This window comes from Agromyces sp. 3263, from assembly GCF_031456545.1.
Classification (GTDB): Bacteria; Actinomycetota; Actinomycetes; order Actinomycetales; family Microbacteriaceae; genus Agromyces.
Map to the genome: position 1 here is coordinate 137722 of NZ_JAVDUV010000002.1, position 23052 is coordinate 160773.

Annotated in this window: 22 protein-coding genes; 15 read left to right on the forward strand and 7 right to left on the reverse strand. The window is 71.5% G+C overall.

Going from position 1 to position 23052, the window contains the following annotated elements:
• Window positions 1–64: 64 nt before the first annotated feature.
• The 4 genes from leuS to holA all read left to right on the forward strand — a co-directional run bounded on the left by leuS (window position 65) and on the right by holA (window position 6891).
• Window positions 65–2644 carry a leucine--tRNA ligase gene (gene leuS / locus J2X63_RS13830; protein WP_309978232.1) on the forward strand — a complete coding sequence of 860 codons (2580 nt, stop codon included), beginning with the start codon at window positions 65–67 and terminating at the stop codon, window positions 2642–2644.
• A gap of 99 nt (window positions 2645–2743) precedes the next feature.
• Window positions 2744–3460, forward strand: a complete 717-nt coding sequence (locus J2X63_RS13835) for a ComEA family DNA-binding protein (RefSeq protein WP_309978234.1) — start codon at window positions 2744–2746, stop codon at window positions 3458–3460.
• 1 nt (window position 3461) lies between these two features.
• On the forward strand, window positions 3462–5822 hold the full coding sequence (locus J2X63_RS13840; protein ID WP_309978236.1) for a ComEC/Rec2 family competence protein: 2361 nt from the start codon (window positions 3462–3464) through the stop codon (window positions 5820–5822).
• A 25-nt stretch (window positions 5823–5847) separates the two neighbouring features.
• Window positions 5848–6891: a DNA polymerase III subunit delta gene (gene holA / locus J2X63_RS13845; RefSeq protein WP_309978237.1), complete on the forward strand. Its 1044-nt coding sequence runs from the start codon at window positions 5848–5850 to the stop codon at window positions 6889–6891.
• Window positions 6892–6960: 69 nt separating this feature from the next.
• Here the strand turns inward: holA and rpsT are convergent, their stop codons facing one another.
• The 5 genes from rpsT to J2X63_RS13870 form a co-directional block, all read right to left on the reverse strand.
• Window positions 6961–7221, reverse strand: a complete 261-nt coding sequence (rpsT, locus tag J2X63_RS13850; protein ID WP_159607402.1) for a 30S ribosomal protein S20 — start codon at window positions 7219–7221, stop codon at window positions 6961–6963.
• A gap of 198 nt (window positions 7222–7419) precedes the next feature.
• Window positions 7420–8256 (reverse strand): VOC family protein, encoded by an 837-nt coding sequence (locus J2X63_RS13855; protein WP_309978240.1) that lies wholly within the window; start codon window positions 8254–8256, stop codon window positions 7420–7422.
• Window positions 8257–8339: 83 nt separating this feature from the next.
• A complete protein-coding gene (locus J2X63_RS13860) occupies window positions 8340–9113 on the reverse strand; it encodes an alpha/beta hydrolase (protein ID WP_309978241.1) in 774 nt (257 codons plus the stop codon).
• A 3-nt stretch (window positions 9114–9116) separates the two neighbouring features.
• Window positions 9117–9737, reverse strand: coding sequence for a response regulator transcription factor (locus J2X63_RS13865; RefSeq protein ID WP_309978243.1), 621 nt, complete (start codon window positions 9735–9737; stop codon window positions 9117–9119).
• The gene (locus J2X63_RS13870; protein ID WP_309978245.1) at window positions 9734–10957 is read right to left on the reverse strand and encodes a sensor histidine kinase; all 1224 of its coding nucleotides are present in this window, start codon (window positions 10955–10957) and stop codon (window positions 9734–9736) included. The genes J2X63_RS13865 and J2X63_RS13870 overlap by 4 nt, the downstream gene beginning before the upstream one ends.
• 81 nt (window positions 10958–11038) lie before the next feature.
• On the opposite strand from J2X63_RS13870, the gene lepA reads away from it, so the two are divergent.
• From lepA to hemW, 3 genes are read left to right on the forward strand one after another with little or no spacing between them, the layout of a single operon-like run.
• Complete coding sequence (lepA, locus tag J2X63_RS13875; RefSeq protein WP_309978246.1) at window positions 11039–12895, forward strand: translation elongation factor 4; 1857 nt, start codon at window positions 11039–11041, stop codon at window positions 12893–12895.
• A gap of 7 nt (window positions 12896–12902) precedes the next feature.
• Entirely contained in the window at window positions 12903–13553 is a 651-nt protein-coding gene (locus J2X63_RS13880) for a DUF1990 family protein (protein ID WP_309978249.1), read from the forward strand.
• A gap of 3 nt (window positions 13554–13556) precedes the next feature.
• On the forward strand, window positions 13557–14783 hold the full coding sequence (gene hemW / locus J2X63_RS13885; protein ID WP_309978250.1) for a radical SAM family heme chaperone HemW: 1227 nt from the start codon (window positions 13557–13559) through the stop codon (window positions 14781–14783).
• 3 nt (window positions 14784–14786) lie between these two features.
• On the opposite strand, the gene J2X63_RS13890 is transcribed toward hemW, so the two are convergent.
• Complete coding sequence (locus tag J2X63_RS13890) at window positions 14787–15215, reverse strand: DUF4870 domain-containing protein (protein ID WP_309978252.1); 429 nt, start codon at window positions 15213–15215, stop codon at window positions 14787–14789.
• 123 nt (window positions 15216–15338) lie between these two features.
• On the reverse strand, window positions 15339–15761 hold the full coding sequence (locus tag J2X63_RS13895) for a DUF4870 domain-containing protein (protein ID WP_309978255.1): 423 nt from the start codon (window positions 15759–15761) through the stop codon (window positions 15339–15341).
• Between the two features lie 193 nt (window positions 15762–15954).
• Here J2X63_RS13895 and hrcA point away from each other — a divergent pair, with 193 nt between their 5' ends.
• The 8 genes from hrcA (at window position 15955) to era (ending at window position 23049) form a co-directional block, all read left to right on the forward strand.
• Window positions 15955–16977 carry a heat-inducible transcriptional repressor HrcA gene (gene hrcA / locus J2X63_RS13900; RefSeq protein ID WP_309978257.1) on the forward strand — a complete coding sequence of 341 codons (1023 nt, stop codon included), beginning with the start codon at window positions 15955–15957 and terminating at the stop codon, window positions 16975–16977.
• A 56-nt stretch (window positions 16978–17033) separates the two neighbouring features.
• Window positions 17034–18140, forward strand: coding sequence for a molecular chaperone DnaJ (gene dnaJ, locus J2X63_RS13905; protein WP_309978259.1), 1107 nt, complete (start codon window positions 17034–17036; stop codon window positions 18138–18140).
• Between the two features lie 11 nt (window positions 18141–18151).
• The gene (locus J2X63_RS13910) at window positions 18152–18886 is read left to right on the forward strand and encodes a 16S rRNA (uracil(1498)-N(3))-methyltransferase (RefSeq protein ID WP_309978261.1); all 735 of its coding nucleotides are present in this window, start codon (window positions 18152–18154) and stop codon (window positions 18884–18886) included.
• Between the two features lie 24 nt (window positions 18887–18910).
• The gene (locus J2X63_RS13915) at window positions 18911–19270 is read left to right on the forward strand and encodes a histidine triad nucleotide-binding protein (RefSeq protein WP_309978263.1); all 360 of its coding nucleotides are present in this window, start codon (window positions 18911–18913) and stop codon (window positions 19268–19270) included.
• A gap of 76 nt (window positions 19271–19346) precedes the next feature.
• Entirely contained in the window at window positions 19347–20360 is a 1014-nt protein-coding gene (locus tag J2X63_RS13920) for a PhoH family protein (RefSeq protein ID WP_309980139.1), read from the forward strand.
• A 22-nt stretch (window positions 20361–20382) separates the two neighbouring features.
• Complete coding sequence (gene ybeY, locus J2X63_RS13925) at window positions 20383–20844, forward strand: rRNA maturation RNase YbeY (RefSeq protein WP_159605275.1); 462 nt, start codon at window positions 20383–20385, stop codon at window positions 20842–20844.
• Between the two features lie 2 nt (window positions 20845–20846).
• Window positions 20847–22163: a hemolysin family protein gene (locus J2X63_RS13930; RefSeq protein WP_309978266.1), complete on the forward strand. Its 1317-nt coding sequence runs from the start codon at window positions 20847–20849 to the stop codon at window positions 22161–22163.
• Entirely contained in the window at window positions 22156–23049 is an 894-nt protein-coding gene (era, locus tag J2X63_RS13935) for a GTPase Era (protein WP_309978268.1), read from the forward strand. Before J2X63_RS13930 ends, era begins: the two co-directional genes overlap by 8 nt.
• Window positions 23050–23052 lie beyond the last annotated feature (3 nt).

The following is a 23052-nucleotide window of genomic DNA, read 5'->3' on the forward strand; positions in this document are numbered from 1 at the left end:
CGGCGCGCCCGCAGCACGATGTGCGGAGCGATCCCCCCGCAGCACACACACGATTGAGAGTCACGTGGCACACGATCACGACCCCGCCCCCGCCGACGCCGAGACCGGCGCCTACGACTTCGCCGCGATCCAGGCGAAGTGGCTTCCCGTGTGGGACGAACTCCAGCCGTTCCGCGCAGGCCGCCCCGGCGAGACCAAGCCGCGCAAGTACATCCTCGACATGTTCCCCTACCCGTCCGGCGACCTGCACATGGGCCACGCCGAGGCGTTCGGCTACGGCGACACGGTCGCGCGGTACTGGCGCCATCAGGGCTTCGACGTGCTGCACCCCGTCGGCTGGGACTCGTTCGGCCTGCCCGCCGAGAACGCGGCCATCAAGCGCGGCATCGACCCGCGCGGCTGGACCTACGACAACATCGAGCAGCAGAAGCGCTCCTTCCGCCAGTACGCGCCGTCGTTCGACTGGTCGCGCGAGCTGCACACCAGCGATCCCGAGTACTACAAGTGGAACCAGTGGCTGTTCCTGAAGCTCTACGAGAAGGGCATCGCGTACCGCAAGGCCGGTCTCGTGAACTGGTGCCCCAACGACCAGACCGTGCTCGCCAACGAGCAGGTGGTCGACGGGCACTGCGAGCGCTGCGGCTTCATCGTGACGAAGAAGGCGCTCACGCAGTGGTACTTCCGCGTCACCGACTACGCCGACCGCCTCCTCGACGACCTGAATCAGCTCGAGGGCTCGTGGCCGTCGAAGGTCGTCACGATGCAGCGCAACTGGATCGGCCGGTCGTCGGGTGCCGACGTGGACTTCGAGATCGAGGGCCGCGACGAGCGGGTGACGGTGTTCACGACGCGCCCCGACACGTTGTACGGCGCCACGTTCATGGTCGTCGCACCCGACTCGGAGCTCGCCGCCGAGCTCGCGTCGGGGGCGTCCGACGCGGTGCGCGGCCGGTTCCAGGATTACCTCGACTCGGTGCGGGGCGAGAGCGACATCGACCGTCTGTCCACCGAACGGCCCAAGACCGGCGTGTTCCTCGAGCGGTACGCCGTGAACCCGGTGAACGGCGAGCGCCTGCCCATCTGGGCCGCCGACTACGTGCTGGCCGACTACGGGCACGGCGCGATCATGGCCGTGCCCGCGCACGACCAGCGCGACCTCGACTTCGCACGCGCGTTCGACCTGCCCGTGCGCGTGGTGGTCGACACGAACGCTCCAGTCACGGGGGTCATCCCGGTGATCCACCTCGACGAGCAGGGCGAGCCGATCCTGCCCGACGACCTGCCCGCCGTCGACCCCGCCTCGACCGGCATCGCCCTCGCCGGAGAAGGGCGCCTCATCAACTCGGGTCCGCTCGACGGGCTCTCGAAGTCGAACGCGATCCGCCGCATCATCGAGGTGCTCGAGCAGCGCGGAACCGGCCGCGCCGCGAAGAACTTCCGCCTCCGCGATTGGCTCATCTCACGCCAGCGGTACTGGGGCACGCCCATCCCGATCATCCACTGCGCCGAGTGCGGCGAGGTCCCGGTGCCCGAGAGCGACCTGCCCGTGCGCCTGCCCGATGCCGCCGGCCTCGACCTCAAGCCGAAGGGCACCAGCCCGCTCGGCGCGGCCGAGGACTGGGTGAACGTCGCCTGCCCGAACTGCGGCGGGGCGGCCCGTCGCGACTCCGACACGATGGACACGTTCGTCGACAGCTCGTGGTACTACCTGCGTTACCTCAACCCGAACGACGACACGAAGCCGTTCGACATGGCAGAAGCCGAGAAGTGGCTGCCGGTCGACCAGTACGTCGGCGGCGTCGAGCACGCCATCCTGCACCTGCTCTACTCCCGCTTCATCACCAAGGTGCTCTTCGACCTCGGGTACCTGAGCTTCACCGAGCCGTTCACCTCCCTGCTGAACCAGGGCATGGTCATCATGGACGGCACGAAGATGTCGAAGTCGAAGGGCAACCTGGTCGAGTTCGCGAGCGAACTGGGCGCGCACGGCGCCGACGCGCTGCGCGTGACGTTGGCGTTCGCCGGGCCCCCCGAGGACGACATCGACTGGGCGGATGTCTCGCCCGTCGGGGCGGCGAAGTTCCTCGCCCGCGCCTGGCGCATCTCGGGCGAGGTCTCGTCCACCCCGGACGTCGAGTGGAAGACGGGCGACGCCGGGCTCCGCCGGCTGACGCATCGTCTGCTGGCGGACGCGCCCGGCTTGGTCGAGGCGTTCAAGTTCAACGTCGTCGTGGCGCGCCTGATGGAGCTCGTCAACGCGACCCGCAAGGTCATCGACTCGGGCGCCGGTCCTGCCGACGCCGCCGTGCGCGAGGCCGCCGAGGTGACGGCCATGATCCTCGACCTGTTCGCTCCGTACACCGCCGAGGACATGTGGGAGCGGCTCGGCTACCAGCCGAGCGTGGCGCTCGTGCCGTGGCGCAAGGCCGATCCGGCGCTCCTCGTCGAGGAGTCGGTCACCGCGATCGTGCAGGTCGACGGCAAGGTGCGCGACCGGCTCGAGGTGTCGCCGAAGATCGCGGCCGACGAGCTTGAGGCGCTCGCGCGTGCGTCGGCCGCCGTGGCTCGCGCCGTCGGCGAGCGCGAGATCGTCAACGTCATCGTGCGCGCCCCCCGGCTCGTGAACATCGCGACGCGCGGCTGACCTGCCGACTCCTCCTCGACAGCGGTCGGCCTCGCTGAGCGCTGCGGGGCTGGAGCGCTGCACGACCGGATGATGCGGTCGCCCTCGTAGCGTGCGGGCATGCCCGCGAGCCGAGACCACCCGTTCGACGCACTCGACCCGGCCGCCCGACGCGCGACGCCGCGCGCGCGGGTGGCCATCGGCGCGGCGGTGGTGCTCTTCATCGCGGCGGTCGCCGCGGCAGCGCTCATGTCGTTCGTCGCGAGCGGCGGCGGCATGCAGGAACGCGTCGTGGCGACGGGCGGGCCGGGTGCCGGCGATGGGTCGGGGCCGGCGTCGGGGTCGGCGTCGGGCTCCGCACGGGCATCGACCGCCGTCGGGGTCGAGACGACCCCCGTGCTCGTGCACGTGCTCGGAGCCGTCGTGCGCCCCGGGCTCGTCGAGCTGCACCCCGGCGACCGCGTCGTCGACGCCGTGGCCGCGGCGGGCGGCTTCACCCCCGATGCCGACCCCGCCGGCGTCAATCTGGCCCGGCCGGTGGCTGACGGCGAGCAGCTCGTGGTCTTCGCGGTCGGCCAGGTTCCACCTCCGTCCGCCCCGGGCGGCACGGGGGCGGCGAGCGCGACGGGCGGCGGGCCGGCCGACGGCCTCGTGCACCTGAACACCGCCGATGTGGCGGCCCTCGACACCCTGCCCAGGATCGGGCCTGCGCTGGCCCAGCGCATCATCGACTGGCGCGCTGCGAACGGTCCGTTCACGAGCGTCGACCAGCTCCTCGACGTGGCCGGCATCGGCGACGCGGTCTTCTCCGGCCTCGCCGACAAGGTCGCGCTCTGACGTGCGCGACCTGAGGCTCCTGCCGCCAGCCGGCGCCGCATGGCTGGCTGCCTGGTGCGCCGTCGCGTCGCCCGACGTCGGGGTCGATCCGGCCGTCGTCGCTCGGCTCGCCTGGGCGGCCGGCGTGATCCTCGCGGTCGCCGTACTCGCCCTGACCGGGGCTCGACGCGGGTCGTCGGCCGCCCACGCGCTCCGGGCCGTGCTCACTGCGGCGCTCATCGCCTCGACCGCGATGGGGCTCGTCGCGACGTCGGCGGCGCTCGCGCTGGAACGGCGCGCCGAGTCGCCGCTTGCCGCGGCCGCCGATGCCCACGTCGTCGTCGACGTCCTGATCGAGGTGGCTTCCGGCCCCCGGCCGGTGCGGGCGCCGCCGTGGGCGTCATCGGGCGATGCAGCCGCTCCGACCTTCCGGGTCGACGCCCAGGTCATCGGCGTGGACGGCGTCGAGGTTCCGACCGTGTCCTCGACCGTGATGCTGGAGCTCCGCGGGGAGGAGCTCTCACTCGGCACCCGCGTCTCCTTCCCCACACGAGTGGTGGTCCTGCCCGGCGCGGAGCAGCACGGCTTCCAGCTCCGGCCGACCGGCGACGCGCGTGTGATCGCACCGCCGCCGTGGCTCGGCTGGGCCGTGGCGCTCCGATCGGGGCTCGCGACCGCGTCGACCGCCCTCGGCGGCGACGGCGGCGCGCTCGTGCCCGGACTCGCCATCGGCGACACCGCCGCGGTCGGCGTCGAGCTCGACGCAGCGATGAAGGCGAGTTCGCTCAGCCACCTCACCGCGGTCTCGGGCGCGAACTGCGCCATCATCACGGCTGCCGCCTTCGCCCTCGCGGCGGCGTGCGGGCTGCGTCGCGGCGTGCGCGTCGCGCTCGCGCTGGTCGCCCTCGCGGGGTTCATCGTGCTCGTGACGCCGCAGCCGAGCGTCGTGCGAGCCGGGGCGATGGCGGTCGTCGTGCTCATCGCCATCGCGTCCGGACGCCCGGGCGGCGGCGTCGCCGCATTGTCGGTCGCGGTGGTCGGACTGCTCGTGTTCGATCCCTGGCTGGCACGCGACTACGGCTTCGCGCTGTCGGCGGCCGCGACGGCCGGACTCCTGCTCCTCGCGGCGCCGCTGGCCGTCGTCCTCGGCCGCCTGATGCCACGACCGCTCGCCCTGGTGCTGGCCGTGCCGGTCGCCGCGCAGCTCGCCTGCCAGCCCATCCTCGTGCTGCTCGACCCGGCCATCGCCGTCTACGGCGTGCCCGCGAACCTGCTCGCCGCGCCGGCGGCCCCGGTCGCGACCGTCGTCGGGCTCCTCGGATGCCTCGTCCTGCCGGTCCTGCCCTCCGTCGGCGCGGCGTTCCTGCAGGTCGCGTGGGTCCCGGCCACGTGGATCGCCCTCGTCGCGCACGGCACCGCCGGACTTCCGGGCGGCCGCCTCGCCTGGCTTCCGGATGCCCCGGGCGCGGCCCTGCTCACCGCCTGCACCGCACTCGCCCTCGCCGTTACGTTCGCGCCGCCATCACGCCCACGACTGCGTGCGGCCGGCGTCGCGCTCCTCGCGATCGGGTTGGCGGTGCCCGTCGGCGTGTCGTTCGGCGCGCCCGTCGTGTCGGCTTCAACGCGGCCGGCCCGCTGGGATGTTGCCGCATGCGACGTCGGCCAGGGCGATGCGGTGCTCATCCGCTCCGCGGAGGCGACCGCGCTCGTCGACACCGGGCCCGATCCGGCTGCCCTGGCGCGTTGCCTCGTGCTTCTCGGGGTGGACCGCATCGACCTGCTCGTGCTGACGCACTGGGATGCCGATCATGTCGGGGGATCGGAGGCGGTCGTGGGGCGCGTCGGCACGGTCGTCCACGGCCCGCTCGACGGCGACCGCAGCGACCGCGTGCTCGATCCGCTCGTGCGGGGCGGAGCCGACTCGGCCGAGGTCGTCGCCGGCCACCGCGGCGTGCTCGGCGACGCCCAGTGGCGCGTGCTCTGGCCGTTGGCGCGCGCGGCGCCCGGCAACGACGCGAGCGTCGTCGTCGAGGTCGATGCGCCGGCGTTCCGCGGGGTCTTCCTGGGCGACCTCGGGGAGGGGGCGCAGGACCGGCTCCTCCGGTCGGCGGACCTCGGGGTGGTCGACCTCGTGAAGGTCGCGCACCATGGATCCGCCGACCAGAGCGCGTCACTGTACGAGCGCCTGCATGCCACGATCGGCGTGATCGGGGTCGGCCTCGACAACGGGTACGGGCATCCCACCGATCGGCTGCTGGGGATCCTCGGCGACGAGGGCACCTCGGTGGTGCGGACCGACCGTTCGGGCACCATCACGATCGCCGCCGCCGAGGGCGGCTTCGACGTCTGGGCCGAGCGGGGCGACGTCGGACCCGGCCCGTAGACTTGCACCCGAACGGGGAGGTGCGGTGGCAGCGCGAGCAGGTGCGACGCGAGCAGGTACGACGCGAGCGAAGGCGGCCGCGATCCCGCAGCTCTCGTGGAACGAGATCCGCCCGGCTCCGGTGGTGCTCGTCAGCGGCGCCGAGACGGTCCTCGCCGAACGCGCGAGCACGATGCTGCGCGACTTCCTACGATCCGAGGACCCCGCGCTCGAGGTGAGCGATCTCGAGGCCGACGGCTACCGCCGTGGCGAACTGCTCACCCTCGCCAGCCCGTCGCTGTTCGGCGAGCCACGGCTCATCCGCGTCACCGCCGTCGAGCGGGCCAGCGACGACTTCCTCATCGACGCGCTCGAGTACCTCGAGCAGACCGCCGACGGCACCACGTTGCTGTTGCGGCACGCGGGGGGTCAGCGCGGCAAGAAGCTCCTCGACGCCATCCGCGCGGGATCGGGCGCCGGCGTCGAGATCGTCTGCGCCGAGCTCAAGCGGGAATCCGAGAAGCAGGACTTCGCGGCGGCGGAGTTCCGTGCCGCCGGACGCAGGATCGACGCCAGGGCGCTGCGTGCGCTCGTCGCGGCGTTCGCCGACGACCTGGCCGAGCTCTCGGCCGCATGTCGTCAGCTCATCGCCGACGCACCGGGCGAGATCACCGAAGCCGTCGTCGGGCGCTACTACGGCGGGCGCGTGGAGACGAACGCCTTCGCCGTCGCCGATGCGGCGATCGCGGGGCGCCACGGCGAAGCACTGGTGGCACTCCGGCACGCCCTCGACAGCGGCGCCGATCCGGTGCCCATGGTGGCGGCGTTCGCGATGAAGGTGCGCACGATGGCCAAGGTGTCGGGCGTCAGGGGAGGCGGCCCGCAGGTGGCATCGTCGCTCGGGCTCGCGCCGTGGCAGGTCGATCGCGCCCGCCGAGACCTCGCCGGCTGGACCGACGATGGCCTCCAGCGAGCCATCGAGTCGCTCGCCGCGACCGACGCCGCCGTCAAGGGCGCCGAGCGCGATCCCGTGTTCGCGCTCGAACGGCTGGTCGGCGTCATCGCCGCTCGCGGGCGCACGCCGTCCTGAAGGAGCGTCCTGCCGCGCAGACGACGAAGGCCCCGCACGATGTGCGGGGCCTTCGTCAACGGTCGTGCGTCAGAGCGCGGCGACCTGCTTCGCGATGGCCGACTTGCGGTTCGCGGCCTGGTTCTTGTGGATGACGCCCTTGCTGGCGGCCTTGTCGAGCTTGCGGGTCGCGTTGCGCAGGGCGGTCGTCGCCTTGTCCTTGTCGCCGGTGGCGATCGCCTCGCGGGCGGCGCGCACGGCGCTCTTGACCTCGCTCTTGACGGCCTTGTTGCGCTCCTGCGCCTTCAGGTTGGTGCGGATGCGCTTGATCTGCGACTTGATGTTTGCCACGTGGGTATCTTTCGTTCGTGTGTGGGTACCGGATGTGCCGATGAAGGTAGAGGGGCCTCACCGGCGAATCGTGCGGGGTGGGACCCACACGGAAGCCAACAGACAACGATACCAGTTCGCCTTCGACCCACCAAAGCGGCGGATCGGCGGGCTACGACAGGGCAGGGTTCGACGGCGCACGGTTCGACGGCGCTGGGCTCACTGCTCGGGCGGCACGAACCGGCTGGCCGTGAACACCCCGCCCTGCGGGTCGCGGATGAGGGCCTCCTGGGTCCAGTGGGTGTCGGTCGAGGCCAGCACGGTGGCGCCGAGGCGCTCGGCGGTCGATGCGACCTCGTCACGGTCGGCGACGGTGAAGGTGACGTGCCAGTGCGGCGGTTCGCCGTCGTGGGACGGCGCCAGCCACCCGATCGCGTCCTCGAACCTGGGCGGCGTGATCGCGCTCGCCTGCCGTTGCCGGATGTCGGGGTCGACGGTGGCCGCGAGGTGGTCCCCGTAGCCGGGGCAGCGGATGAGGGTGGCGAACCCGAGGTCGGCGAACTCCCAGCCGAACACGTCCTCGTAGAAGCCGGGTTCGTGGGGGGCGGATGTGTGCAGGTCGCTGAAGTTCCACGCGCCGGGCTCGTTGACGACCTGCACGCCTGCCCGAGCGCCCGCCTGCCAGAGCCGGAATCGTGCACCGGCCGGATCGACCACGCCGGCCGCCCGCCCGGCCCGCCCCACGTCGGCCGGCCCGTCGATGACGTGCCCGCCGGCTCCGGCGACCCGTGCGACGGCGGCATCGAGGTCGGCGACGGCCACGTACGTGTTCCACGTCGGGGGATCCACAGCCGGCGCCTCCGCCGCCGCTGCGCCGAGGCCGGCCGCCGCTCGGCCATCGAGGTGGGCGACGACGTACGCCGCGTCGCCCCGGGGGCCAGGGGCGGCCTCGAACGTCCACCCGAAGAGACCGCCGTAGAACCGCTGGGCCTCGTCGAGGTCGGGCGCCTCGAGGTCGATCCACGACGGGACGCCCTCGGGATACGTGCGCTGCATGTCGATCCTCCGTCCGCTCCTGCGCACGAGGCTCGTCCGCGTCGGGGCGAGCCGCAAGGGGTGGCGGACCATCGACTCCGCCGCTAGGCCGACGTGTCGGACCGTGCTCGCCGCCGCAGGCGCCGCACCTGCTCCCACTCCAGCTCGGCGACGGCACCGAGTACGACGGCGGTGAACTCCTCGGGGCGCACGAGGCTCACGAGGTGCGTCGCGCCGGGGACGATCACCAGGCGTGCGCGGGGTGCGGCACGGAGCATCCGCCGCTCCTCGATGCGGAAGTGGTCGAGGCGGCCGTTCACCAGCCACACCGGCACGTCGATGCGCGCGAGCGCGGCCTCGATGTCGAGGCCGCCGATGGAACCGAGCACGGGGGCCATGGCGTGCAGCGCGACGCCCCCGGCCAGCACGTCCGCCACCCCATCGGGCGGGAGGAACATGCGCGCGGTGAGCTCGTTCAGGCCGCGCCCGTGGTCGGGGAGCCGGGCGATGAGCGCGGCGATCCGCCGATAGCCCTCGAGTCCGACGCCCCGTGGCCGCGTGCCGCACGAGGCGGCGACCAGTCCGTCGATCCGCCCCGGATGCCGCGAGGCGAACTCGATCGACAGGTACCCGCCGAGGCTGAGGCCGACGAGCAGCGTCGGCGTGCTCGACGCGTGCGCCTCGCGTTCGGGGACCGCCTCGCCGATCACCCGCATGGCGTCGTCGAGGGTGAACGGCTCGCCGCTGCGCGTGCCGTGCGACGGGAGGTCGATCGCGACCGCGTCGATGTCGTGACGCGCGAGCGCGGCGAGCTGCCGCCGCCACATCGTGGCCGAGGTGCGGAGTCCGTGCACGAGCACGACGCGGGCGCGGGGCATCCGTCAACCCGACCGGATCGCCCCGAGCTCGCGGGCCCGTGCCACGGCGGCCGTGCGGGAGCCGACCCCGAGCTTCGTGAAGATGTGCACGAGGTGCGACTTCACAGTCGCCTCGCTGAGGAACAGCTCGCGACCGATGTCGCGGTTCGACCGGCCGTCGGCCACGAGCGTGAGCACCTCGGCCTCGCGAACGGTGAGGCGCTCGGCGCCCTGGGAGGCGTCGAGGCGCGAGGACACCGAGGAGGCGAGCGCCGCCTCGCCGACGGCCGCGGCCCGCACGGCGGCCACGAGCTCGGCGGGCGGCGCATCCTTCAGGAGGTAGCCGCTCGCGCCGGCCTCGATCGCACCGAGGATGTCGGCGTCGGTGTCGTAGTTGGTGAGCACGAGCACGCGCGGGGCGCCGTGGTGCGAGCGGATGCGTCGCGTCGCCTCCGCCCCCTGCATGGCGCCGGGGAACTGCAGGTCCATGAGCACGAGATCGACGTCGGATGCCGCGGCGAGGCGAACCGCGTCCTCGGCCGTCGCCGCCTCGGCGATCACCTCGAGGTCGGCCTCCGACTCGAGCAGGGCGCGGATGCCGGCGCGCACGACAGGGTGGTCGTCGCTGAGCAGGAGCCGGATCATACGGGCACCACCGGGATGCGCACGGACACCGCGGTGCCATCGCCAGGAGCCGACTCGATCTCGATCGACCCGCCCTGCCGCTCGGCCCGCTGCCGCATGGCGCGCAGGCCGAAGGCGACCCCGTCGGTCTCCTCGCGCTGGGCGGCGCGCGGGTCGAACCCGATCCCGTCGTCGACGACGTCGAGCGCGACCTCGTCGCCGAGGTAGCTCAGCGTCAATTCGGCCCGCTCCGCGCCGGAGTGGCGCAGCACGTTGGCGAGCGCACCCTGCGCGATGCGCAGCAGGGTCGCGTCGATCGCCATGGGCAGCATCACCGCGTCGCCGCTGAGGCGGAAGCTCACCCGTGTCGACGACCCCGACTGCTCGGCCTGGTCGTTGATCGCGTCGGTGAGCCGGCGCAGCGCGGCGGGCAGCGTCTGCTCATCGAGCGACGGAGGCGTGAGCTCCCGGATGAAGCGACGCGTCTCGCCGAGGTTGTCGGCGGCGGTCTCGCGCGCGAGCCGCAGCTTCTCGCGCGTGGGCTCGTCGGTGATGTCGCGCTCGGCCGCATGGAGCAGCATCTGGATGCTCGAGAGGCCCTGGGCGACGGTGTCGTGGATCTCGCGGGCGAGGCGCTCGCGCTCGGCGAGCGTGCCCGCCTCGCGGCTCGCCGCGGCGAGCTCCTCGCGGGTGGCGAGCAGGTCGAGGATGAGCGCCTGCCGATCGCGGGTCTCCTGCGACATGGCGCGGTAGCCCGAGCCGATGACGATGGCGACGCCCGCGCTGATCATCGGCCCGAGGATGGTGCCCACCTCGAACCCGAGGTGCGACGCCGTGCCCCAGACCGAGAGCCCGAACGTGATGACGACGAGCGGCACCGCGATGGGCGTCGCCAGCACGTGCAGCTCGAGGAAGAAGAGGGGGAACGCGAGGAACGCGGCATCCGGTGTCAGGAACGACATCGCCAGCCACAGGAGCAGGAGGCCGACGAGCCACAGCACGCGGGCCCACGTCGGGAAGTGACGGTGCGCGACGGCGACGCCGGCGCCGTACCAGGCGAGGAACGCCACGGCGAGGATGGTGACCGGCACCTCGGTCGGTGCGTCCTCGAGCAGGGCGCGCACGACGACGAAGAGCGTGAGCCCGACGACGAGCAGGTGCAGGCCGAGCCGGAGCGTGAAGAAGACCGGCCGGAGCGCGGACGGCGCGACGCGCGCGTCGGTGTCTTCCATCACGGTCATGATGCTGTCAGCGTAGCCCGGCGGCCCTGACGGCGGCATCCGTCGAAAGTGCGAACCGAAAGTCATGGGAGAATCGTGGGGATGTCCCCTCGAGCCGCCAATCCGCCGGTGCCTGCTGCCACCGACCCCGCGCTGATCCGCAACTTCTGCATCATCGCCCACATCGACCACGGCAAGTCCACCCTCGCCGACCGCATGCTCGGCATCACCGGGGTCGTCTCCGACCGTGACATGCGCGCCCAGTACCTCGACCGCATGGACATCGAGCGCGAGCGCGGCATCACGATCAAGAGCCAGGCGGTGCGCATGCCCTGGCAGGTGGGGGACACGTCGTACGCCCTGAACATGATCGACACGCCCGGACACGTCGACTTCAGCTACGAGGTCTCCCGCTCGCTCGCCGCCTGCGAGGGAGCGATCCTTCTCGTCGACGCCGCGCAGGGCATCGAGGCGCAGACGCTCGCGAACCTCTACCTCGCCCTCGAGAACGACCTCGAGATCATCCCCGTGCTGAACAAGATCGACCTGCCCGCGGCGGAGCCCGAGAAGTACGCGCGCGAGCTCGCCGACCTCATCGGCGGCTCGCCCGACGACGTGCTCAAGGTGTCGGGCAAGACGGGGGTCGGCGTCGAGGAGCTCCTCGACCGGGTGGTCGAGCGCATCCCGGCTCCGGTCGGCGACGCGACCGCCCCGGCACGGGCCATGATCTTCGACTCCGTCTACGACAGCTACCGCGGCGTCGTCACCTACGTCCGCATGGTCGACGGCCAGCTGAACCCGCGCGAGCGCATCCAGATGATGTCGACGAAGGCGACGCACGAGATCCTCGAGATCGGCGTGAGCGCGCCCGAGCCCACGCCCACGAAGGGGCTCGGCGTCGGCGAGGTCGGCTACCTCATCACCGGCGTGAAGGACGTGCGCCAGTCGAAGGTCGGCGACACCGTCACCACGGCCGCGAAGTCGGCCACGGAGGCGCTGCCCGGCTACACCGAGCCCCTGCCGATGGTCTTCTCGGGTCTCTACCCGATCGACGGCAGCGACTACCCCGAGCTGCGCGAGGCGCTCGACAAGCTCAAGCTGTCGGATGCCGCGCTCGCGTACGAGCCCGAGACCTCGGTCGCCCTCGGCTTCGGCTTCCGCGCCGGGTTCCTGGGCCTGCTGCACCTCGAGATCGTGACCGAGCGGCTTCGCCGCGAGTTCGGACTCGACATCATCAACACCGCGCCGTCGGTGGTCTACGAGGTGACCACGGAGGACCGCAAGACCGTCACGGTCACGAACCCGAGCGAGTTCCCGACCGGGGCGAAGATCTCCGAGGTGCGGGAGCCCATGGTGCGCGCCGCGATCCTCGCGCCGAAGGACTACGTGGGCACCATCATGGAGCTCTGCCAGTCGCGCCGCGGCACGCTGCTCGGCATGGAGTACCTCGGTGAGGACCGGGTCGAGATCCGCTACAACATGCCGCTCGGCGAGATCGTGTTCGACTTCTTCGACCAGCTCAAGTCGAAGACCGCGGGCTACGCGTCGCTCGACTACGAGCCCACCGGCGACCAGGCCGCCGACCTCGTCAAGGTCGACATCCTGCTGCAGGGCGAGCAGGTCGACGCGTTCAGCGCGATCGTGCACCGCGACAAGGCGTACGCCTACGGCGTGCTCATGACGGGGCGGCTGCGCGAGCTCATCCCGCGCCAGCAGTTCGAGGTGCCCATCCAGGCCGCCATCGGCGCCCGCATCATCGCGCGTGAGTCGATCCGCGCGATGCGCAAGGACGTGCTCGCCAAGTGCTACGGCGGCGACATCACGCGCAAGCGCAAGCTCCTCGAGAAGCAGAAGGAGGGCAAGAAGCGCATGAAGATGGTCGGCCGCGTCGAGGTCCCCCAAGAGGCGTTCATCGCCGCGCTCTCGGGCGACACCGAGAAGAAGGACGCGAAGAAGTAGGTTCCCGATGACCCGACGAAGCACCTTCACCGACCAGTCGGTCACCTACGGGGCGATCGGGGCGACGCTCGCCCCCGACTTGTTGCGCTACCCGCCCGAGGGCTATCGCCCTGCCGAGGACTCCGTGCGCCTCGGCAGCGGGATCGAGCGCTTCGAGCGCGCCGCGGAGTCGCTCATGACCTGGGGCATCCAGCAGGGCGCCGGCTTCGAGGTCGTCGACGTGTCGACGGGCACGGGCGCGCAGTACCCGGGCATCGTCTACGACGCCGAGGGAGCGCCGCTCGCCGAGCAGCCGTCGCCGCGCACCGAGGAGCGCTTCGGCGCCGACGGCACGCCGTACATCGCCGCCGGCATGACCGCGACGCTGCGTCGTTCGGGCCGCTTCCGCCACCACGACACCCCGGTGCTCGTCGTCTACGTGATCGACGAGCCCGACCGCGTCGGCTTCGCCTACGGCACCACGGCGGAGGGGCCCGAGAGCGGCGAGGAGTCCTTCATCCTCGAGCGCCGCGAGGACGACACCGTGTGGCTCACGATCCGGTCGCTGCTCGGCACCGCCGGCGGCATCCGTCGCCTCGTGGCTCCTCGGCAGCGCCGCAAGCGCCGGGAGCTCACCCGCGTCGAACTGCGGGCCCTGCACCCCGCGGGCGGCGTGTAGCCGGTGGGCTCGGCCCTTCCGCTCGGCGATCCGGCGCCGCTCGACGGCCTCGTCCCGGCATCCGCCGCAGTCGGCGCCCATGAGCGCGCGTTCGGCGTCTACGTGCACGTCCCGTTCTGCCGGGTGCGCTGCGGCTACTGCGACTTCAACACGTACACCGCCGGTGAACTCAGGGGGGCGCGGCAGGTGGACTACGCCGACCACGCGATCGGTGAGATCCGGATGTCGCGACGGGTGCTCGAGGCATCCGGAGTGCCGCATCGCCTCGCCTCGACCGTGTTCTTCGGGGGCGGCACGCCGACGCTGCTGCCCGCCGACGACCTGGTGCGCATGCTCGGCGCCGTGCGCGACGAGTTCGGATTCGAGGAGGGCGCCGAGGTCACGACCGAGGCGAACCCCGACTCGGTCGGACCCGACGACCTGCGTCGTCTCGCCGACGGGGGGTTCACGCGCGTGTCGTTCGGCATGCAGTCGGCGGTGCCGCACGTGCTCGCGGCACTCGACCGCACGCACGACCCCGCGCGGGTGCCGCTCGTGGTGCGCTGGGCGCGCGACGCCGGGCTCGACGTGAGCCTCGACCTCATCTACGGCACGCCGGGCGAGTCGCTGGGCGACTGGCGCCGGAGCGTCGAGGCGGTGGTGGCCGAGCGCCCAGACCATGTCAGCGCCTACGCGCTCATCGTCGAGGAGGGCACGAAGCTCGCCCGCCAGATCCGTCGCGGGGAGCTCGCGACGCCGTCCGACGACCTCGAGGCCGACATGTACGAGCTCGCCGACGACCTGCTGGGTGCGGCCGGGTACGAGTGGTACGAGGTGAGCAACTGGGCGATGGATGCCTCGCAGCGCTCGCGCCACAACCTCGGGTACTGGCGTGGCGACGACTGGTGGGGCGTGGGTCCCGGCGCGCACAGCCATGTGGGAGGCGTGCGCTGGTGGAACGCGAAGCACCCGGCCGCCTACGCGGAGCGGGTCACGGCGGAGCTCTCGCCCGCGGTCGGACGCGAGGTGCTCGACGCGGGCACCCGGGAGACCGAGCGGGTGCTGCTCCTGACGCGCATCCGGGAAGGCATCAGGATCGACACGCTGCACGCGGGCGGGCGGCACGCGGTGGTCGGCCTGATCGCGGATGGCCTCGTGGACGCGAAGGCCGCCCTCGCCGGTGTGCTGACGCTCACCAGACGAGGGCGGCTGCTCGCGGACGCCGTGGTGCGGCGCCTGCTGGAGGAGTGAGGCTCAGCTCACGAACTTGATCGTGAGCGGGTAGGTGTAGAGCTGGCCCTGGTTGGCCTTCACCGCGGCGATGATGCTGAAGACGATCACGAGCACCCACACCGCGATCAGGATGAAGATGCCGATCACGATGAACGTCGTCACGATGCCGACCACGTAGGCGATCGCCATGGTGATCTGGAAGTTCAGCGCGGTCGCGGTGTGCTCGCGCACGAAGGGGCCCTTGTCCTTGAGGATCAGGTACCCCAGCAGCGCCGGCACGAAGCTGAAGAAGATGCCGCCGATGTGCACGAGCGTCGACCAGAGCTTCTCATCGCTCGGGCTGAGCTGCTGGCTCTGGCCATAGGGGTTCTGCGGCGGCGCCGGCGGTCCCTGGGGCGGGGGCGGCGGGGGTCCCTGCGGGGGTGGCGGAGGCGGGGTCTGGTCGGACATTGAGGTCTCCTTCTTCGGGCTCGTCCGTTCGGCGAGACTCGTTCGGGTTCATGCTGGCACAGCAACGCCCGCCGCGGGAATAGGCGCTCCCGCGACGGGCGGATCGATGCTGCCGGCGTGCGCCTACTTGATGAGGCGGATGGCGAACGGATAGCGGTAGTGCTTGCCGTCCTTGGCCTGGAGGAACGCGATGATCGAGAAGACGACGCCCACGATCCAGACGACCCACATGAGCAGCGCGCCGATGAAGACGACCACGAGGATGGCCGAGATGATGTAGCCGAAGACGAGGGTGATCTGGAAGTTCAGCGCCTCCTTCGCCTCGGTGTTCGTGAACGCGCCGCGGTCCTTGAAGACGAGCCAGATGATGAGCGACGGCAGGAAGCCGAGCACGCCGCCGAGGTGGGCGAACGAGCCCCACTGCACGTCCTGCTCGTGGGTCAGCGGCGGCGCGGTGTGCGTGGCGGGGTCGGGCGTCGCCGGTGCGGCAGGCGGAGGCGGGGTCTGCCCCGTCGGATCCGACGGCTGGACGTTGGGGTCGGTCATGTGCGTGCCTTTCAGGGGGGTTCAGAAGGGGTGAACCGCGACTGCAGCAGGGAAGGTGCAGGCAAGGTGCCTCGCGGGGTACCCATACGGTAGCGCTGCGCCGTGCGGCCCGGCAACGGTGCTGACCCTGATTCTCGCGGTAGGATTGGCACTCAGTCAGAACGAGTGCTAAGCGGTGAGGGAAGCGAGGACCATGGTCTCCGAACGCAGTCTCGCAGTGCTCCGCGCCATCGTGCAGGACTACGTCGCGTCCCGCGAGCCGGTGGGTTCGAAGACGATCGTCGAGCGCCACTCCTTCGGCGTGTCCGCCGCCACGATCCGCAACGACATGGCCCTCCTCGAGGAGGAGGAGCTCATCGCGGCGCCGCACACCTCGTCGGGTCGCATCCCGACCGACAAGGGCTATCGCGTCTTCGTCGACCAGCTCACCGACGTGCGTCCGCTGAGCCAGGCGCAGCGCCAGGCCATCGAGACCTTCCTCGGCGAATCGAGCGACCTCGACGAGCTGCTCGCCCGCACGGTCCGGCTCATCGCCCAGCTGACGAAGCAGCTCGCCGTGGTGCAGTACCCCTCGTTCGGCAGCGCGCGCGTGCGCCATGTCGAGCTCGTCTCCCTCGCGCCCGACCGCGTGCTCTGCATCCTGATCGCCGACTCGGGGCAGGTGGAGCAGCGCCTCGTCGTGCTCGACGAGCCGGTCGACGACGAGACCCTCTCCGCGCTGCGGGTGCGACTCAACGACCTGGCCGACGGGCGGACGATGGCGGATGCCGCGGACGCCCTCTCCGGCGAGATCCCCGGCGCCGACGGCCGCCACGCCGCCGTCGTGCAGACGATCGCGGCGACCCTCGCCGAGCAGGCGCGCGCCCAGCGACACGACCGGCTCGTGGTGGCCGGGGCGGCCAACCTCGTGCGCACCGAGCAGGACTTCGCCGGGTCGATCCTCGGGGTCATCGAGGCGATCGAGGAGCAGGTCGTGCTGCTCCGGCTGTTCGGCGAGATGGCCGGTGACGAGCACGCCGTCGCCGTGCGCATCGGGCGCGAGAACGCCTCGTTCGGCCTCGGCGAGACCTCTGTCGTGTCGAGCGCGTTCGCCATCCCCGGCCGCGACGTCTCGCGCCTCGGCATCGTCGGCCCCACCCGCATGGACTACTCCAACAGCATGGCGGCTGTGCGAGCCGTCGCCCGCTACCTCTCCCGCACCCTCGGCGAGAGCTGATTCCCCGCTGCCGTCGCATCGACCGGCATCCGGCAATTCGAAAGGACACGCCCTCCGTGGCAGACCACTACGAGGTCCTCGGCGTCTCGCGTGACGCCACCCCCGATGAGATCAAGAAGGCCTACCGCCGCCTCGCGCGCGAGCTGCACCCCGACGTGAACCCGGGCGCCGATGCATCGGAGCGGTTCAAGATGGTCACGCACGCGTACGACGTGCTGTCGGACCCGAGGCAGCGTGAGCAGTACGACCTCGGCGGCCAAGGCGGATTCGGCGGCGCCGGCGGCCAGAACTTCGGTGGGTTCGGGGACATCTTCGAGACCTTCTTCGGCGCCGGCCAGCAGACACGCGGGCCGCGGTCGCGGCGTGAACGGGGCCAGGACGCGCTCATCCGTGTCGAGGTGGGGCTCGAGGAGGTCATCTTCGGCACGCACCGCGACATCGAGGTCGACACCGCGATCCTCTGCGAGACCTGCCACGGCTCGTGCTGCCAGCCGGGCACGTCGCCCGTGACGTGCGACATCTGCCACGGGACGGGTTCGATCCAGCGCGCGGTCCGCTCCCTGCTGGGCAACGTCATGACCTCGAGCCCCTGCGGAACCTGCCGCGGCTACGGCACCGTCATCGCCACGCCCTGCGTCACCTGCCAGGGCCAGGGCCGCGTTCGCGCCCGCCGCACCGTGCCGGTCGACATCCCCGCCGGCGTCGACACCGGCGTGCGCCTGCAGATGCCCGGATCGGGCGAGGCCGGCCCGGCAGGGGGCCCGAACGGCGACCTCTACCTCGAGATCAAGGTGCGCAACCACGATGTGTTCAGCCGGAACGGCGACGACCTGCTCTGCACGCTCGAGGTGGCCATGACCGACGCGGTGCTCGGCGCCGACACCACGATCCCGGCGCTCGACGGCGACGTTCGCGTCGAGCTCCATGCCGGACTCCAGAGCGGCGAGATCCTCACCGTGAAGGACCGTGGCGTCACGAAGCTGCGCGGCACCGGTCGTGGCGACCTGAAGATCGGCGTGCAGGTCATCACGCCCACCAAGCTCTCCTCGAAGGAGCGCGACCTCATCCAGCAGTTCGCCCACTCGAAGAAGGCGGCCGGCCCGGCGCTCAGCCACTTCCAGCAGGGCCTCTTCGCGCGGCTCCGCGACCGCTTCCTCGGCTGACGGATGCCGCGATGAGCCACCTCTACCTCGACGAGTCCCTCGACCTCGCGTCCGTCGCCCCCGGTGCCACCGTCCGGCTCTCGGGCGACGAGGCTCGGCACGCGGTGACGGTGTCGCGGGTGCGCACGGGGGAGCGGATCGCGATCGGCGACGGCCGCGGCATCCGCGTGCTCGGCATCGTCACGGCGACCGGGCCCCGCGAGCTCACGCTCGAGGCCGACGAGGTCATCGTCGAGGAGCCGCCTGCGATCCGCATCACGCTCGTGCAGGCGCTCGCGAAGGGCGATCGCGACGAGCTCGCGGTGCAGGCCGCCACCGAGCTCGGCGTGGACGCGATCGTGCCGTGGGCCGCCTCGCGCTCGGTGTCGCGCTGGGAGGGGCCGAAGGCCGAGAAGGGCCGGCAGCGCTGGGCGACGATCGTGCGCGAGGCCGTGAAGCAGTCGATCCGCTCGTGGCTGCCGCCCGTGGCATCCGTCACCGCGACCGGTGCGCTTGCGGCCGTGGTCGAGGGCTCCCGGATGCTCCTCCTCGAGCCGACCGCGACGACGGCGCTCACCGAACTGCGCCCCGACGGCCGCGACCTCGCGCTCGTCGTCGGCCCCGAGGGCGGCATCGCGCCGTCCGAGCTCGAGGCGCTCGTGGCCGCAGGGGCCGAGCCCGTGCGGCTCGGGGCCTCGGTGCTGCGCACCTCCACGGCCGGCCCTGCGGCCATCGCGGTGCTGAACGCAAGCCTCGGGCGGTGGTGACGCATCCGTCGCTACGATGGGCAGATGACCCAGTCCGCCGCGGAGCCGACCCTGTTCGAGCGCATCGCCGCCCGTGAGATCCCCGCGCAGATCGTGGCGGAGACCGACCGGGTGATCGCGTTCCACGACATCGCGCCGAAGGCACCCGTGCACGTGATCGTCACGCCCAAGCAGGGCGACTACCGCGACGTGGCAGAGCTCGCCGAGGGCGACCCCGACCTGCTCGCCGAGCTCGTCGCCGTCGCCCGTGGCATCGCCGCCGACCTCGCCGACGGCGACTTCCGGCTCGTGTTCAACACCGGCGCCGGAGCCGGGCAGACCGTCTTCCACGTGCACGCGCACGTGCTCGCGGGCGGCCTCGAGGAGGGTTCGCTTGCCGGCTGACGCGCAGGGCTCAGAGGCGGCTGCCGGGCAGCCGCTCCGCGACGACGAGGAGCGCCTCCGCATCGACGGCATCGCCATGGTGCGACTCCTCGGCCCGCAGGACCGGTTGCTCACCACCATCCAGCGCGAGCACCCCGGCGTCGAGGTGCACGTGCGCGGCAACGAGATCACCATCCGGGGCGCCGCCGACGACCGCCGGCGCGTCCGCCGCCTCATCGAAGAACTCCTGGAGCTCGTCAGAGCCGGCCAGGACCCGACACCCACCGAAGTGAGGAGCTCGGCCCGCATGCTCGAAGCCGATCCCAATGCCAAGCCGTCCGAGCTGCTCGGACAGGTCATCGTCTCCGCCCGAGGGCGCACCATCCGCCCGAAGACCGAGGGTCAGCGCCAGTACGTCGACGCGATCGACGAGAACACCATCGTGTTCGGCATCGGCCCGGCCGGCACCGGCAAGACCTACCTCGCCATGGCGAAGGCCGTGCAGGCCCTGCAGCGCAAGGAGGTGAACCGCATCATCCTCACCCGCCCGGCCGTCGAGGCGGGTGAGCGGCTCGGATTCCTCCCCGGCACCCTCACCGACAAGATCGACCCCTACCTGCGGCCGCTCTACGACGCGCTCAACGAGATGATGGATCCCGAGATGGTGCCGAAGCTGCTCGCGGCCGGCACCGTCGAGGTGGCGCCGCTCGCCTACATGCGCGGCCGCACCCTGAACGACTCGTTCGTCGTGCTCGACGAGGCGCAGAACACCACCCCCGAGCAGATGAAGATGTTCCTCACCCGGCTCGGGTTCGGCTCGAAGATGGTGGTGACCGGCGACGTCACCCAGGTCGACCTCCCCGGCGGCGCGAGCGGGCTCCGGCTCGTCACCCGCATCCTCGACCACGTCGACGACATCCACTTCGCACGGCTCACGAGCGACGACGTGGTGCGCCACAGCCTCGTCGGCCGCATCGTCGACGCCTACACCGAGTACGACCAGCGCACCCAGGCGCAGCGCTTCGAGCGCGACCAGGCACGCGAGTTCGCCAACCGTGCAGAGCGCCGCGGCACCGCGCCCCGCGACCACCTGCCGCGGAAGTCCAAGTGATCGCCCAAGAGGAGCACCGCGCGTGAGCATCGAGGTCAACAACGAGTCCGCCGTCGAGGTCGACGAAGCCGCCCTGCAGCGGCTGGCCGTGTACGCGCTCGACGCGATGCACGTGCACCCCGACGCCGAGCTCGCGATCGTGCTCGTCGACGAGGGAGCGATGGAGCAGCTGCACGTCCAGTGGATGGACGAGCCCGGTCCCACCGACGTGCTGAGCTTCCCGATGGACGAGCTCCGTCCGGGCACCGAGGACCAGCCGGCGCCGCCCGGACTGCTCGGCGACGTCGTGCTGTGCCCGCAGGTCGCCGAGGCGCAGGCGCGCACCGCGGGGCATCCGCTGCTCGACGAATTGCTGCTGCTCACGACGCACGGCATCCTGCACCTGCTCGGGTTCGACCACGCGGAGCCCGATGAGGAGAAGGAGATGTTCGGCATCCAGCGCGACATCCTCGTCGGCTTCACCATGCAGGAGCGACGCCGCTGACCATGCAGCCCTGGATCTTCCTCGGCGCAGCCTTCGTGCTCGTCGCCTTCGGCGGCCTCATGGCGGCCGTCGACTCGGCGATCGGCGCGACCAGCCGGGCGGATGTCACCGACCTCGCGCTCGGCTCCCGCGCGCGTCGTTCGCTCCTCGCCATCGCCGACGACACCGGCGCGCACGTGAACGCCGTGAACTTCATGCGCATCCTCGCCGAGACGACGGCGGCCGTGCTCGTGACGCTCGCGTTCACCTCGTTCCTCGACAACGTCTGGCTCGTGCTGCTCTGGTCGGCGCTGATCATGACGGCCGTCTCGTTCGTGCTGGTCGGCGCCAGCCCGCGGTCGGTCGGGCGGGCCCACGCCGACGCGGTGCTGCGGCTCACCGCGCCGCTCGTCCACTTCCTGCGCGTGCTGCTCGGCCCACTCGCGAACGCCCTCGTGTCGCTCGGCAACCGGGTGACGCCCGGGCGCATCCGTTTCGCCGGCGTCTCCAGCGAGGAGCAGCTGCTGAGCATGGTCGACGAGGCGACCGAGCTCGACGTGCTCGAGGAGGGCGACCGCGAGCTCATCCACTCGATCTTCGAGTTCAACGACACCGTGGTGCGCGAGGTCATGGTGCCCCGCACCGACATGATCACCATCGACGCGTCGGCGCACCTGCCGCACGCGATGGCGCTGTTCCTCAAGGCGGGCTACTCGCGCATCCCCGTGATCGAGCACGACGCCGACGACGTGGTGGGCATCCTGTACCTGCGCGACCTCGCCCGGCTCGGGTTCGAGCGGCCGCTCGACGCCGAGGACCTCACGGTCGGCGAGCTCGCGCGACCGGCGATGTTCGTGCCCGATTCGATGAAGGCCGACGCCCTGCTGCGGCAGATGCAGTTGGAGTCGAACCACCTCGCGATGGTCGTCGACGAGTACGGCGGGATCGCCGGCCTCGCCACGCTGGAAGACCTCATCGAGGAGCTCGTCGGCGACATCTCCGACGAGTACGACCGGGAGGCGGCGCAGGTCGAGGCCCTCGGCGACGGGCGCTATCGCATCAATGCACGCCTTCCCGTCGACGAGCTCGGGGAGTTGTTCGGACTCGACCTCGAGGACGAGGACGTCGACTCCGCAGGCGGGCTGCTCGCCAAGGAGCTCGGCCGGCTCCCGCAGCCGGGGGAGCGCGTGACCGTGTCGGGGCTCCTCCTGGAGGCCGAGCGCACCGAGGGGCGTCGCAAGCGCATCGCGACCATCCTCGTCGAGCGCGACCAGGCCCTCATCGACGCCCAGGCGGCGTTCGACCAGGGCGACATCGAAGGAAGGAACCACCGTGGCTGAGTACCGAGCCGGATTCGTCTCGTTCGTCGGGCGTCCGAACGTCGGCAAGTCGACGCTGACCAACGCGCTGGTCGGCGAGAAGGTGGCGATCACGAGCTCGAAGCCGCAGACCACCCGTCGTGCCATCCGCGGCATCGTGCACCGCGAGCACGGCCAGCTGATCCTCGTGGACACGCCGGGCCTCCACCGACCGCGCACGCTGCTCGGCGAACGTCTGAACTCGCTCGTGCAGTCGACGCTCGGCGACGTCGACGTGATCGCGTTCTGCGTGCCCGCCGATGAGCCCATCGGCCCCGGCGATCGGTTCATCAACGAGCAGCTCGACCAGTATCCGCGCGCGAAGAAGGTCGCGATCGTCACGAAGACGGATGCCGCGTCGAAGGCCAAGGTCGCCGAGCAGCTGGTCGCCGTGTCCGAGCTGCGGGAGTGGGCGTCGATCATCCCCGTGTCCGCGCCGCGCGGCGAGCAGCTGGAGGTGCTCGTCGACGAGCTCCTCGCGCTCCTGCCCGAGTCCGACCAGCCGCTCTATCCTGCCGAAACGCTGACCGACGAGGACACGAGCGAGCGCATCGCCGAGTTCATCCGCGAGGCGGCGCTCGAGGGCGTCTCCGACGAGCTGCCGCACTCCATCGCCGTGACCGTCGACGACATGGTCGAGCGCGAGGACAAGGACCTCCTCGAGATCTACGCCAACCTCTACGTCGAACGCGACAGCCAGAAGGGCATCATCATCGGCAAAGGCGGTGCGCGACTGCGCGAGGTGGGCACCACCGCACGCGCGCAGATCGAGGGCCTGCTCGGTCGCAAGGTGCACCTGGCGCTGCACGTCAAGGTCGCGAAGGAGTGGCAGCGCGACCCGAAGCAGCTCGGCCGACTGGGGTTCTGAGCC